12 protein-coding genes are annotated in these 13,758 nt (G+C 37.3%); all 12 read right to left on the reverse strand.

Annotation, left to right across the window (positions count from 1 at the left end):
• On the reverse strand, positions 1-3,883 hold a 3,883-nt coding region (locus GX497_03070), incomplete at its 3' end, for a hypothetical protein (protein ID HHY72201.1).
• Positions 3,884-3,909: 26 nt separating this feature from the next.
• Positions 3,910-4,317, reverse strand: coding sequence for a hypothetical protein (locus GX497_03075; protein ID HHY72202.1), 408 nt, complete (start codon positions 4,315-4,317; stop codon positions 3,910-3,912).
• A 26-nt stretch (positions 4,318-4,343) separates the two neighbouring features.
• Positions 4,344-4,751 (reverse strand): hypothetical protein, encoded by a 408-nt coding sequence (locus GX497_03080; GenBank protein ID HHY72203.1) that lies wholly within the window; start codon positions 4,749-4,751, stop codon positions 4,344-4,346.
• Positions 4,752-4,897: 146 nt separating this feature from the next.
• Complete coding sequence (locus GX497_03085) at positions 4,898-5,056, reverse strand: hypothetical protein (protein HHY72204.1); 159 nt, start codon at positions 5,054-5,056, stop codon at positions 4,898-4,900.
• Between the two features lie 27 nt (positions 5,057-5,083).
• On the reverse strand, positions 5,084-5,491 hold the full coding sequence (locus GX497_03090) for a hypothetical protein (protein HHY72205.1): 408 nt from the start codon (positions 5,489-5,491) through the stop codon (positions 5,084-5,086).
• Positions 5,492-5,791: 300 nt separating this feature from the next.
• Complete coding sequence (locus GX497_03095) at positions 5,792-5,986, reverse strand: hypothetical protein (GenBank protein HHY72206.1); 195 nt, start codon at positions 5,984-5,986, stop codon at positions 5,792-5,794.
• 453 nt (positions 5,987-6,439) lie between these two features.
• On the reverse strand, positions 6,440-7,828 hold the full coding sequence (locus tag GX497_03100; GenBank protein HHY72207.1) for a glycine--tRNA ligase: 1,389 nt from the start codon (positions 7,826-7,828) through the stop codon (positions 6,440-6,442).
• Between the two features lie 371 nt (positions 7,829-8,199).
• Complete coding sequence (locus GX497_03105; protein HHY72208.1) at positions 8,200-10,335, reverse strand: penicillin-binding protein 2; 2,136 nt, start codon at positions 10,333-10,335, stop codon at positions 8,200-8,202.
• Between the two features lie 122 nt (positions 10,336-10,457).
• Positions 10,458-10,934: a transcriptional repressor gene (locus tag GX497_03110; protein HHY72209.1), complete on the reverse strand. Its 477-nt coding sequence runs from the start codon at positions 10,932-10,934 to the stop codon at positions 10,458-10,460.
• Between the two features lie 111 nt (positions 10,935-11,045).
• Positions 11,046-11,687, reverse strand: a complete 642-nt coding sequence (gene spoIIM / locus GX497_03115; GenBank protein HHY72210.1) for a stage II sporulation protein M — start codon at positions 11,685-11,687, stop codon at positions 11,046-11,048.
• A 111-nt stretch (positions 11,688-11,798) separates the two neighbouring features.
• On the reverse strand, positions 11,799-12,995 hold the full coding sequence (locus GX497_03120) for a TIGR00375 family protein (protein ID HHY72211.1): 1,197 nt from the start codon (positions 12,993-12,995) through the stop codon (positions 11,799-11,801).
• Complete coding sequence (locus tag GX497_03125) at positions 12,992-13,546, reverse strand: NUDIX hydrolase (protein ID HHY72212.1); 555 nt, start codon at positions 13,544-13,546, stop codon at positions 12,992-12,994. Before GX497_03125 ends, GX497_03120 begins: the two co-directional genes overlap by 4 nt.
• Positions 13,547-13,758: the final 212 nt, after the last annotated feature.

The following is a 13,758-nucleotide window of genomic DNA, read 5'->3' on the forward strand; positions in this document are numbered from 1 at the left end:
CCACTGTTATAGAGGTATAGCCAAACCCATCAAATGCATCATTTCCTCCATCTGACCAATTGGTGCCATTCCAATCATTGATAGCTTTCCAGTTCCAGTTATTCTCAATATTTTGCGTCTCTTTATATGGTGTGCCCATCACAATCGTGTCACTGCCATCTCCCGCATGGTAGATATACGTATTATTTCCTGCTCCACCATACAATATGTCGTTCCCAGTACCACCTTCTAATTGATCATCGCCATTCGCTCCATAAAGGGTATCATTGCCACCAAGTCCCTGAAGAATGTTATTTACACCATCATAGCCTCGAATTTCATCATTTTCTTCTGTTGCTTCAGTTACTGCTGCCTTGATAGAAGCAATATCCCACACCGTTCCATTGGCGAATTCTATTTTTTCTACCTTATAATTATCATGGCTAAAATAATTTTGAACGGTCAGCTTATCTGGAGTTCCCGCTATCCTTAATTCTAAATGATTACCATTTCGTTTCACTATGATATCTGATGGGGCAACATCTTCTGCCATTCGAATTACATCCATGTTTCCAGCGGTTGAATCGTAGTCATACATGGTATCTTCGCCTGAACCTCGTCCAAATAGATATACATCATTGCCATAGGAGCCATCTAAGTAATCATTGCCAGCTCCACCATCTAATTCATCATTGCCATATCCACCGTAAAGAGAGTCGTTGCCTTCTCCACCGCGCAATACATCGTTCCCATTTTCACCATAGAGTGCGTCATTGCCTGTTCCACCTAACAGGATATCTGCACCATTGCCACCATATAATTTGTCATCACCAGCTCCACCGTCTAGCTGATCATCTCCATTCGCTCCATAAAGCGTATCATTGCCACCAAGTCCTTGAAGAATGTTGTTTACACCGTCGTAGCCTCGTATAAGATCATTTTCTTCCGTAGCTTGGATTACTTTTTCCTTGATAAAAGCAACATCCCACACCGTTCCATCGGAGAATTCTATTTTTTCCACCTTATAATTATCATGGCTAAAATAATTTTGAACGGTTAGCTTGTCTAGTGTTCCTTTGATACTTAACTCTAAGTGGTCACCGTTTCGTTTCACTATGATATCTGATGGGGCAACATTTTCAGTCATACGGATGATATCTATATTCCCTGCGGTTGAATCATGGTCATAGATAGTGTCTTGGTCTGACCCTCGGCCGAATAAATATACATCATTTCCATATCCACCTTCTAAGCGGTCATTCCCTGCTCCGCCAACTAATAAATCATCGGTATTAAAACCTAATAAGTTATCATTTTTATCCGTACCAAATATCAGATTTTTACCTTTAGTATCAATAACATCCGAGAATAACTTTCCTTTTATCTCAAAGTAGCGTCTAAAGGTGCTAAATTCAGTGTTATCTACTAATTCACAGCCCTTAAGTACCCTTGAAAGCTCTGCCAAAAGTACAAGTCCATCTACTAGGTTGCTATTTACCTTCTCTTCAATGATTTCTCTTACTTCTATTGAATTAACACGGAATTCATTTGTTTCATAATTCCAATTAAAATTTACACGGTCAAAAACTTCACTTAAATGCGTCTGGTACAATAGCTTGCAATATACCTTTTCGACCAGTTCATTATATGCTTGTGTTAAAATTGGTACAGCTTCTGCAATTGGATTACTACCATTTGTCCCAGTAAAATTTCTACCATTAAATTTTTCAAGAACAGCAAGCTTTCTAGCATCGAAATTGCCCCCTCTACCTTTGGGGTCAATGTTGCTAGAATCAGTCCATTTAAATAAAATATTATCAATCATAGCATATCTTTTCGAAACATTCTTCTCAATAGAAAAAGCTTCTATAATTAATCGGAGTTCTCCGCTTGAATCTCTTACCATCGCTTGCTTTAATGAATATACGCTTCCCAATCCGTTAATATCAGGTAAAGATTCCATGTTTTTTGGAATATCGACCCATTCTCGCGCAATCGTATCTAATGTGTTTCTTGAAAACAAATACTCACCTAAGCTTGCTAAAGTGCCATCTATTTTCTCAAAGCTACCTTTACGCGAAACTATATTGCCACTAGAATCCTGTATATTGATATTGCTGTATGCAAGATTAAGTGATTTTATACCTAATTGCTCCAAACTAAACAATTCTCTTTCAGAGGATAGTCCATCCTGATTCAGGTCCCTCCATATTCTCAAATCAGCAAATTTACCGTCTTGATTGTCGATTTTCCCATCTTTATTGTCATCCAATTCTGCTAGGGCCTCATATCCATTAGAAGCTAAAGTTCCGTTTTGAAGAATGGTCTGGTCTCCAAACAGTTCTCGTCCTCCATTTATTTCGCCATTACCATCTCTGTCCAAGACAAGAAACCCATCATCGCTTTTAATCCAGCCACTTTTTTCTGCAAACCCATTATTGTCTAAATCAAAATAAGTTCCATTTTGCAAACTAATAGTCTCGATACCATCCCCATCTAAATCTAACACTATAGGGTCTATCCTTCGTATGGCTCCAGAAGCTTGGCCAAAGAGTCTGTCCAATAGGTCACTAAAGGCATGCCCAAGCATACTTCCACCCATCCAACCTACTACTCCTGCCCCTAGTTCAACAACAATTCCTGCGGCAATTCCCAAAGGTCCACCACATGTACCTAGAGCCGCAGCAAAAGGGGCAACAGCTTCCATAAGTGCTGCTGAACCCGCAAATCCTCCAGCAATTTCGGATATCCAGTCACGGACTATCTTTTTACCTGTTACAGTATCACCAGCTTTGAATGCCGCATTGGCTTCTGATACCATATTTATCCCATCAACCGCAAGCATTACACCACCGACTGCTCCAAAGGTTTTGAAAGTAGTTCCACGTATTTTGGAGTATTGAGCTTCTCTAATACCTTGAACAGCCTCTGTTAAAACTGAATATGTAGACTTCAAACCAGATTCAGAAGCCTCCCCTATTGTCTGATCCATCATTCTAACTAAAAACTTTGTTTCATTTACAAGGGAAGGACGAATGCCGCCTAGTCTTTCTGACAACTCAGATAATGAAGGATACTTTTTAATTAATTCAACATCAGACATTTGACCAAATAGTTCTCCAACAGTCCTCGTCTCAATCGTACCTTCTGGTGAAGTAATTTTACTACCACCTGTTAACTTTGAGGTATCAGCTCCAAGAATACCTTCCTTCCCTTGAAAAATATCTATCAATGACATATCTTTAGTTGATTGATAAATAATTGTTTCACGCAACCCAGTCATGGCTTTTTCCTCAGAAAAACCTAATTCCTTCATTAAATGATCCTTAGTACTCAAAAGATCTTCCTTTGGAATCCCATTAATGGTTGTTACACCAGGAGCGTTTAAAAGCCTTGGGAATTCTGTTTCCCACCATACCCGATCAGATGCTGCATTAGGGACTATACACTCTACTGGTCCAACAGTAGCATCGATTAGTGCAGCTGATCGGTTCGCCCATGGACCTTGCTCCCCATGAAATATAAAATCAGTATATACTGCTTTATTAAATTGCTTAGCATTTTCAGGCTTTGCAAGCTCTGGATTTTCATTTTTTATTGCGATTTTCGCTGCTTCTATAAAAGCTTCATTACTAAGGAATTTACTAGCTGGTGTATTGTCTATTATCCTAACTTCAGAACCACCTGATTCCCCGATAGCTTCAATCAAAGCACCTGTATGTAAATCTGTGTTGATAGAACCACTATACAGATAAGTAATTGCATTTGGTCCCGCATTCTGATCAATTACCGAAACTCTCTCTACAAGAGACATTAAATCTGACTTCGTTATTGTTTCGGGGTGTTCCATCAGCTTGTTCAATTCATTTATAGCCTCATCAAACGATAAAGTACCTATACTCATATATTTTATTCTCCTTTCTCCAATAATTAGAATTTGAACTGAACCTTTATGGTTTTATTTAGAGGTTCATCAGGAAATCCATCATATCCATAAACTATAAGTGCATCTTTTAGACTTTGGAGGATCTTATCCTTTTTATCTTTTAGTTCCTTTGGAATTTCGATATAAAGTAATTCCCATTCCCTGTTTGGAGTAGACACCCAAGATTCTCTTAACTTCATTGCTATAGGTATGTCCCTCCAGAGTAAGAGAAAATACAAATCATATGGTTCAAACCTTTCTCTCATGCATCTTATTAAGATTACATTATTTTCACGGTCAATCGTCCATCTTTGTGGTTGAAGTATTTTACCTCTATAGCCAGGATTCAAGATTGCTTTAGCCTTAAACTCTGCGATTTCTTCTTTTGTCATAAGTTCATTTACAAATGCCATTATTCCCCTCTCCTTCTCCTAATTTATTAGAATTTGAACTGAACCTTGGTGGTTTTATTATGAGGTTCATCTGGAAATCCATCAAATGCATAAACTATAAGTGCATCTTTTAAACTTTCTATTATCTCATCATGTTTTTCTTTTAGTTCCTTTGGAATTTCGATATAAAGTAATTCCCATTCTCTAGTTAAACCAGAAACCCATGAATCTCTTAACTTCATTGGTATAGGTATGTCCTTCCAGAGTAAGAGAAAATGCTGATCATATGGTTCCCATCTTTCTATTCTGCACCATATTAAGATTACATTTTTCTCACGGTCAATTGTCCATCTTTGTGGTTCTAGTATTTCGCGTCTGTAGCCTGGATTAGGAATCGCTTTAGCCTTAAACTCTGTAGTTTCTTCTTTTGTCATTTTTTCATTTACAAATGCCATTATCCTTCTCTCCTTCTCCTAATTTATTAAAATTTGCTCTGAACCTAGTGGTATTATTATGGGGAAAACTAGGAAAGCCTTTATATGTGCATAAATCATATTTAATCCTTCCAACACTATTTTGTCCGTTTTATCTACTAGATTGATTAAAGATAAGTAATTGCATTTGATCCCGCATTCTGATCAATTACCGAAACTCTCTCTACAAGAGACATTAAATCTGACTTCGTTATTGTTTCGGGGTGTTCCATCAGCTTGTTCAATTCATTTATAGCCTCATCAAATGATAAAATGCCGATACTCATATTATTTTATTCCCCCTTCTTGAGTAATTAGAATTTGAACTGAACCTTTGTGTCTTTATTAAAAGGTTCATCTGGATATCCATCATATGCGTAAACTACAAGTGCATCTTTTAGACTTTGGATAATCTCATCCTGTTTTTCTCTTAGTTCATTTGGAATTTCAATATAAATTAATTCCCATTCCCTAGTAGGAGCAGAAACCCAAGAATCTCTTAACTTCATTGGTATAGGTATGTCCTTCCAGAGTAGGAGAAAATACTGATCATATGGTTCAAACCTTTCTCTCCTGCACCATATTAAGATTACATTTTTCTCACGGTCAATCGTCCATCTTCGTGGTTCAAGTATTTCGCGTCTGTAACCTGGATTAGGGATCGCTTTAGCCTTAAACTCCGCAGTTTCTTCTTTTGTCATAAGTTCATTTGCAAATGCCATTATTCCCCTCTCCTTCTCCTAATTTATTAGAATTTGAACTGAACCTTGGTAGTATTATTATGGAAAAAACTAGGGAACCCGTTATATGTGCATAAATCATATTTAATCCTTCCAACACTATTTTGTCCGTTTTATCTACTAGATTGATTAAAGATAAGTTATCATTGCTAAAATCTTCATAACTCATATTACTTCGATTTACATAATAAATCTGTTCATTGTCCCCCAAACTTAATGGTTCTGTATTTATATTTCCTTTCCGTGCCCATTGGTTCTAATTACCATTTTCCAAATATTATCTTAATAACGTAATGCTAACTTCTTCCCATCTGGTGACCATCTGGGATAACTATGGACACCACTTTCCTTTGATAGATTTTGTAAATTAAACTTTTTTATAATTTCAGCATTCTCGAAGTCAGTTCCTAGAAATGCTTCTCCTTCCTTATTGTCCCCTACTGGATAATGACCTAGATATGTACTACTACCAAACATACTATTGCAACCACCTAAAATAATGAGGCATACAAACAACAGCACTATGAATTTACTTTTAGCTAAAAAAACCTCTCCCTTTTTGAAAAATGAAGTGATACCATTATTTAAAATTCCCCAAAAATAACCTTCAATCACCCTACCTTATAATTGGTAATTTACTCCATTAACTTACAGAAAACAACAAAAATATTTTTACAAATTTCTACATTATTCGATGCTTATTAAATAGCTATTACTTGTTCACCTTTTCACATAAATCACTACATTATAAAAGCAGAATTTAAAACCAATGACACGTTAGAGAAATTCCCTCTAGGGTATAGCCTTTCTGATCAACAACTTTTCGACAGAAACCCATAGCAGCTTCAAATTGACCTGTTTCTTGTTTCTTTCAAAATAGAAGTACGCAAAAAAAGGTGACTTCATAAAACAAATCACCTTTTTTTATATTTAAAACTTAATTTTTTCTTCAATAAATTTCTTCAAATCAGCAATCGGCAGCCGTTGTTGTTCCATTGTGTCACGGTCGCGGACTGTTACCATGTTGTCTTCTTTAGAGTCAAAATCATACGTGATACAGAATGGTGTTCCAATTTCGTCATGACGGCGGTAGCGTTTGCCAATAGAGCCTGATTCATCAAAGTCAACCATAAAATAGTTAGCAAGATCTTCAAAAATTGCTCGTGCCTCGTCAGACAGCTTTTTAGAAAGAGGCAAGATGGCTGCTTTATATGGTGCTAGCGCTGGATGGAAGTGCATAACAGAACGTGTTGTACCATCCTCTAGTTCTTCTTCATCATAAGCATCTACTAAAAATGCTAATGTAACGCGGTCTGCTCCAAGTGATGGCTCCACACAATATGGAATGAAACGTTCATTTGTTTCTTGATCATGATAATTGAAGTCTTCCCCAGAAAATGCCATATGCTGTTTTAAATCATAGTCTGTACGTGATGCAACTCCCCAAAGCTCGCCCCAGCCGAACGGGAATTTATATTCAATATCAGTTGTCGCATTACTGTAATGTGAAAGTTCTTCTTCTGAATGCTCACGAAGGCGAATATTTCCTTTTGTCATTCCTAATGCTAACAACCAGTTTTCACAGAAGCTTTGCCAATATTCATGCCATTTTAATTCCTCACCCGGTTTACAGAAAAATTCTAATTCCATTTGCTCGAATTCTCTTGTCCGGAACGTGAAGTTTCCCGGTGTAATTTCATTACGGAAGCTTTTACCAATTTGGGCGATTCCAAATGGCAGCTTCTTTCTCATCGTGCGTTGTACGTTTTTAAAGTTCACGAAAATGCCTTGCGCTGTTTCAGGACGAAGAAAAATTTCGTTCGCACTTGATTCAGTAACCCCTTGATGTGTTTTAAACATTAAGTTGAATTGGCGAATCGATGTGAAATCTTTGCTGCCACAGTCAGGACATGCGATTTCGTGCTCTTTAATGAGCTCTTCCATTTTTTCAAATGACAGGCCATCAACGACCATTTCGATACCTTTTTCATCTAACGCATTTTCAATTATTTTATCAGCACGGTGTCTTGCTTTACATTGTTTGCAGTCAATCATCGGGTCATTGAAATTGCCGATATGTCCTGATGCTTCCCAAGTTCTTGGATTCATTAAAATCGCTGCATCTAAACCAACATTATATGGTGAGCTTTGTACAAATTTATTCCACCATGCTTTTTTTACATTATTTTTTAACTCCGTTCCAAGTGGACCATAATCCCAAGTGTTTGCTAAGCCGCCATAAATTTCAGATCCGGGGAACACAAAGCCCCGATGTTTAGCCATTGCGACTATTTTGTCCATTGTTTTTTCTACTGACATTACTCATGCACTCCTTAAATTATATTAGAAAGACACGACTTTCCGCCCATAATGGCGGAAGTCGATGTCCTTTCTTATACTGATATCCTATAAAAAGTTATACTTTCTTATCAGTATAAAATAAAAAGCTCCCGTCTCTAAGCCTTTATATTGGCTTAGGGACGAGAGCATTATTCCCGCGGTTCCACCCTAATTAGTACATTGCAAAACAAAATAAGCTTGCAAGTGTACCCACTTTAAAATATTAACTCCAGATTGCCGTTTCACTGAGTATCTTAACAAGGCTTCCACCATCCCTTGCTCGCTTAGTAAGAATTGTTCAGTTACTATTTATCCTTCATAGTTAAATGAATATGAATTTGTATGCTATCTTACCAATTCGAAGACAAATCGTCAAGAGCACCTTGCCTATTTTCAACTTCATTATTGTCTTGTATATTTGCTTGCGCCGTATTCATTGACGGTGTCGCTTCTGTTTTCTTCAACTCAAAATAGGCATCCATAATACGGCGACCGATATATTTATTAACTGAATGCTTATCCGTGCTTACCCATGGAACAACAACGGAGAATGCCACCTCAGGATTATTGGAAGGAGCATAACCAACTAAACTTAGATTATAGGTTTTTGCACCATAATATTCACGTTTTGGTCCATAATATTGGCTCTGTGCCGTTCCCGTTTTACCTGCTGGATTATAAGGGGCGTTGCCAAAGTAGGAATATGCAGTGCCACCAGGCTCTTGATACACTTGACGGAATCCTTCCTGAACCCGTTTTACGTATTTTTCATCCATATCCCCCTTGTTTAAAACTTGTGGCTTAAATTCATATTGAACATTTCCCATCTCAGCATCATTCGTTGGCTTTCGTATCTCCTTCACAATAATGGGCTTCATCCGATAGCCTCCATTTGCAATCGTTGATACATATTGTGCGAGTTGTAACGGTGTGTAGGAATCATATTGCCCAATGCTAAAATATAAAAGTAATCCTGGTCTTGTATCAGTACCAGTATAACCTGTTGCCTCATTCGGTAAATCAATGCCAGTTTTTACACCTAAGCCAAATTGGCTGAAATAATAGCGCATCAAGTCAAAATATTTCGGTTGAATATTCAAGGATTCGCCATAGCGATAAACGGCGTTAGCCATCGATATCGTTGTTTTAAACATATAAACGTTTGAAGATTTTTTTAACGCTGTTAAGTCATCAATAGACCCCATTCTTTGGTATGACCCAGTTAAAGGCGTACCTTTTATTTTTAGTGGTTCATCATATTGCTTTGTTCCGGGTTTAATAGCACCTGTTTGATAACCTGTTAGGATTGTTGCACCTTTAACAGCTGACCCCATTTCATATTGACTTGTCATCGTCCCAATCGCAAAATCTTGAACCTCTTGTTTCCCATTTTTATTTACAAGCTGTTTACCAGCCAGCGATAAAATTTCCCCTGTTTTTGGATTCATCATCACAACAAAGGCACGATCCATCAAATAGTTTCCAGCTGTTTTTTTTGCTCTTATTAATTCTTCGGTAATAATTTGTTCAACTCTCTTTTGTAGCTCCATATCTAACGTCAGGATGAGGTCTTGCCCACGTTCTCCTTCAGAAACAACCTCTGTATTAAGGATATTGCCGCTTTTATCTTTAATAAACTTTACCTTCTCTTTACTACCCCTTAGTACATCCTCATACTGTTGTTCGATATAGCTTGCCCCTATCCGATCATTACGGCTATAGTTGCGCGCTAAATAATAGTCGATATTTTCGGCAGGTAATCCCCTTGTCACATTCCCTAGTATCGTTTGGAAAGTATCCCCATAATTATATTTTCGATCCCAGTTTGTCATAATATCAATGCCTGGCAGCTCACTTAAATGCTCACTTACAACAGCAAATTCTTTCTGGGGAACATAATCTTTCACGATATTTAATGTTAAGTCATAGCCGCGGTCGAGCTCTCGTTTTATTTTAAAAATCTCCAGTTCTTCTTGTGTAAAAACTGCTAAATCAGCATCCGTTATTCGCTCTAATTGCAGCTTATATAATTCATCGTCCTTTAACGTCTTCGATTCTTCTTCCGTATATTTTTCCTTCGCTTTTTCCGGGAACGTCAGAATCCAGTAATCTTTTAAATCTCGTTCATCTTTTGCTGAAATATCATTACTTGGAACTTCAATATACTTGGCCAGTTTTGTAGCAACCTCAAGCCTTTCCTTTTGAGAAGTGCCTGGCATACGTGAATAAACGATAGCATTAACCGGCTCGTTATCAACAATAGTCCTCCATTTCCGGTCATATATTTTTCCACGCGGAACTGGATTTTCAACAGTGATGTTCTCCGTTCTTTCTAGCTCTTTTTTATATTCTTCACCATTAACAATTTGGACAACGCCTAGTCGCAAAATAATAATAGAAAAAAGGAGAAAAACAGCGAAAAATAAAAAGTTCAAACGAAACGGTAAATGTGATTTCTTCTTTTTTTCATTTTCATGATTCGTCATATAAAGTCATCCTTATCTATTTCCTTTTTCAACACGTACTGATAGTAATCTTGCCTTTTCGTCTCCATCCTTTTATTATACCACGTGTAATTTAAAAAATAGGAATATAAAAATAACCTTCCCTATTCAAAGGCAAGGTTTTTAAATTTTTCTTTCGCCTCTTTTCCGTGGCAGCGATGGCAAACACCATGGAAAGTTAGTCGATGATCTTTAATTTTAAAATTCCAATCTTTTTCAATAATTTTTTCAACTTCTCCTAGTAAATCATCTTGAACCTCATCAACAGCACCACATTCCATGCATACCAAGTGATGATGGAAATGAGCAGCCCCTTCTTTTCTTAAATCATAACGGGCAACGCCATCTCCAAAATTAATTTTATCAACTATTTTTAACTCCGTTAATAACTCCAACGTCCGATAAACTGTCGCCAACCCAATTTCTGGGTATTTTTCTTTCACGAGGAGGTATACATCTTCAGCGCTTAGATGATCTTCTTCATGTTCAAGTAGTACGCGAACCGTTGCTTCACGTTGTGGCGTCAATTTATAGCTTTGAGAATGCAATTGTTTTTTTATTCTTTCTATTCTTTTCTCCATCGAAGCCCCTCCCTCGTTCTCAATTATCATTATAAGCTAAAGTCGAAAAATGTGTCAAATTAGAATTAAACTAAACTATATATAAATTAGAATTATTTCTTTAAAATAATTCTAATTATATATTAATTCAATGACATTTTTCATGAGCACTGGGGAAATGTAGGCTTCAAATGTAGAAGCAAGACTTATAATTAATAAAATTCCAACCATTACAAAAGAATATCTAACAAAATAAGGGAAAATTGGCTCATTTGCTTTTTTTACGAATTGCTGGCGAATCATTCTTATCGAAAAAGAGATGGCAGCTGTTCCGATAAATATGAAGCCTGGAACTAAAATTAAATTTTGCGGCATCACCGAAACAAAAGAAAGGAGGAAGCCATACCAACCCATTTGATTCACTAAAAAACCTACTGTAAAACCTACAACAATTCCCTTTAAAAATAGTAAAATTAATATGATGGGCAAACCAATAATGGATAAGCCTAAAATCCACATTAAACCTACATATTTCGCATAGTGGATAAAGCTTTGCTTAAACATTAAGGAAGCATCAGCAAACTCCCCACCCGCTACTTGTCCAAAAAAACGGCTTAAATAATAGTAAAGGTCTTCCTTTTGGGAAAAGTTCAAACTATTAACGATAATGGCTCCAAAAATAACACCAATTAAAAAAAGGACAGTCGTAAATAAATAAATAGATGAGCTTTCTTTAAAATGATGAATAATAATTGATTTTAACGTGCGATTCATAAAGATCCCCCTCATACGATAGGTAGAGCAAAATCTAGTTCAGTTAATTTTTGCTCTACTGTATTCTATGAGGTTTTTGGAAATCTATGACTCTATTTGCTTGAACATTTACTATTCAATGTTAATCTTCCCATAGCGCCCGCCACCACCTGCGGATACAGATAGTTGCCCTTTTCTTGCTAACATAATCATTTCCGCAATCGCTGGGCTGACGATTTTCTGTAATTCTTCCTTAGGAACATAATGAATAATATTCATTTCTGTTCCAAAATGATTCCGCAGCTTTTCAAGCGTTTTTGGTCCAAGCTTTGGTATGAAATCTAATGGGACCTGATGGATATAAGGTGGACGAGCTGTTTCTCGAAAATCTTCCTGTACTTTTTCTTGAACATGTTTCTGTACTTGCCTCAATTCTTGCAACCGTTCATAAACACCCTTCGTGTAACCATAGTGGCCACATGCCGGACAGCTATCCTTTTCATCCTCTAGCCGTGTAAAACATTTCGCACATGTTGTCCGGTGATATTTTCCAAGTCTTGGATCTAGACCGTAATTCGCTAAAATACGATGCCCCTCTTTACCCTGCAAAGCAAGTGTCAACTCCTCAAAGGTAGGGCTTTCCATCTGAATTGCTTGGTACTCTCTAGCAATTTTCCCTAACGAATGGGCATCTGAGTTCGATAAAAATGTATACTTTTGAAGCTCATATAATTGGTCTGCCATTTCTGTATTCGAGCTTAGTCCAAGCTCAATGCCATCAATTAAATCAGGGTTTAAAATTTCCACAAGTGAAGCGGAAACCCCTACCCCGTACAAACTTTTAAAAGGTGTAAAAACATGGGCAGGAATAAATATGCCTCCCAATTCTTTCACTTTCTCTTGTAAAACCCTTCCTGTTTCATAAATCCGCTGGGTACTAAGGGTGATATTCTTCATTCTCCCTTTTAGCCAAGTGCTGAAAGTCCGCATGATAGCTATCGTTGGAAAATATGCCAACACATGGAGCGGACCTTGACAATACTCATCATAAACTTCTATTTCCGTACCTAGTATTAACGTTACGTTGGAAAAGCGCAGTCCTCCGCCTTGTTGTTCGAACACTTTTCCTTCCTCTATTAAATCTGTTAGCTCTTGTAAAACTTCAGGAACATGGCAATCAATTACACCAATCATATCCATCCCTTTAATAAACGAGGCTTCATATAAAATATTTTCAATCGTTAATGACTTGGCGCCTGTTATTTTAACTGGGCGGCCTGATTTTGTTCGGCCAATATGGATATGCAAGTCTACAAAATATTCTTTCATAATAATCCTTGACACTGTTTCAATTGTAAATATTGAACAGCATATACCGTTTTGGCATCGTAAATTTTATTTTCCTCTATTAATTTCTGCGCCTCATCAATGGTAACCTCTATTACATCTAAAAATTCATCATCATCTAGGCCAGCCGAGTTTTCGAGGCTTATGAGCTGATCCGTATAATAAACATGAACAATTTCATCGGCAAATCCTGGTGAAGTATAAAACGATTGCACATGCTTAATAGAGTCTGATTTATATCCTGTTTCCTCTTCTAGTTCCCGCTGTACGCAATCGAAAGGCTTTTCCCCATGTTCAAGCTTTCCAGCAGGAATTTCATAAATGACCATATCTAATGGTTTTCGATATTGGCGTACTAGCACTAGTTTTTTCTCAGCTGTTAAAGCAATAATAGCCACCGCCCCTGGGTGCTTCACAATTTCCCGCAAACTTGTTTTGCCATTTGGAAGCTCCACTTCCTCTACCCGCAATTGAATAATATTTCCTTTAAAAATCTCTTCTGTTGACAGCGTCTTTTCTAGTAAATGATTCATTTTTTGCAACTCCTTGTTCTACTTCTCATAAATCTATCATAAAGTCTACCATATAAAATTAAAGGCGGAAGCGCCCGTTCAGCGACGTATGGACTGGAGCACATCGACTGAGATAAAGGAAACACGGCGAACCCGAGAGCCGATGTTGACTTATCGTAGGGAGGTGGGCGAAGTCCACTAGTCGCTGGGCGCTGTAGCTAGACAGTGAAAAG

This window comes from Bacillus sp. (in: firmicutes) (genome assembly GCA_012842745.1).
In the GTDB taxonomy this organism is placed as follows: domain Bacteria; phylum Bacillota; class Bacilli; order Bacillales; family Bacillaceae_J; genus Schinkia.

Excerpts from the sequence above, each read along its gene's own strand:
- GX497_03100 (HHY72207.1), bottom strand. The coding sequence starts at position 7,828 with ATGTCAGTAGAAAAAACAATGGACAAAATAGTCGCAATGGCTAAACAT.
- GX497_03075 (HHY72202.1), bottom strand. The coding sequence starts at position 4,317 with ATGGCATTTGTAAATGAACTTATGACAAAAGAAGAAATCGCAGAGTTT.
- GX497_03095 (HHY72206.1), bottom strand. The coding sequence starts at position 5,986 with ATGTTTGGTAGTAGTACATATCTAGGTCATTATCCAGTAGGGGACAAT.
- GX497_03080 (HHY72203.1), bottom strand. The coding sequence starts at position 4,751 with ATGGCATTTGTAAATGAAAAAATGACAAAAGAAGAAACTACAGAGTTT.
- GX497_03105 (HHY72208.1), bottom strand. The coding sequence starts at position 10,335 with ATGACGAATCATGAAAATGAAAAAAAGAAGAAATCACATTTACCGTTT.
- GX497_03125 (HHY72212.1), bottom strand. The coding sequence starts at position 13,546 with ATGAATCATTTACTAGAAAAGACGCTGTCAACAGAAGAGATTTTTAAA.
- GX497_03090 (HHY72205.1), bottom strand. The coding sequence starts at position 5,491 with ATGGCATTTGCAAATGAACTTATGACAAAAGAAGAAACTGCGGAGTTT.
- GX497_03085 (HHY72204.1), bottom strand. The coding sequence starts at position 5,056 with ATGAGTATCGGCATTTTATCATTTGATGAGGCTATAAATGAATTGAAC.
- GX497_03120 (HHY72211.1), bottom strand. The coding sequence starts at position 12,995 with ATGAAAGAATATTTTGTAGACTTGCATATCCATATTGGCCGAACAAAA.
- spoIIM (HHY72210.1), bottom strand. The coding sequence starts at position 11,687 with ATGAATCGCACGTTAAAATCAATTATTATTCATCATTTTAAAGAAAGC.
- GX497_03110 (HHY72209.1), bottom strand. The coding sequence starts at position 10,934 with ATGGAGAAAAGAATAGAAAGAATAAAAAAACAATTGCATTCTCAAAGC.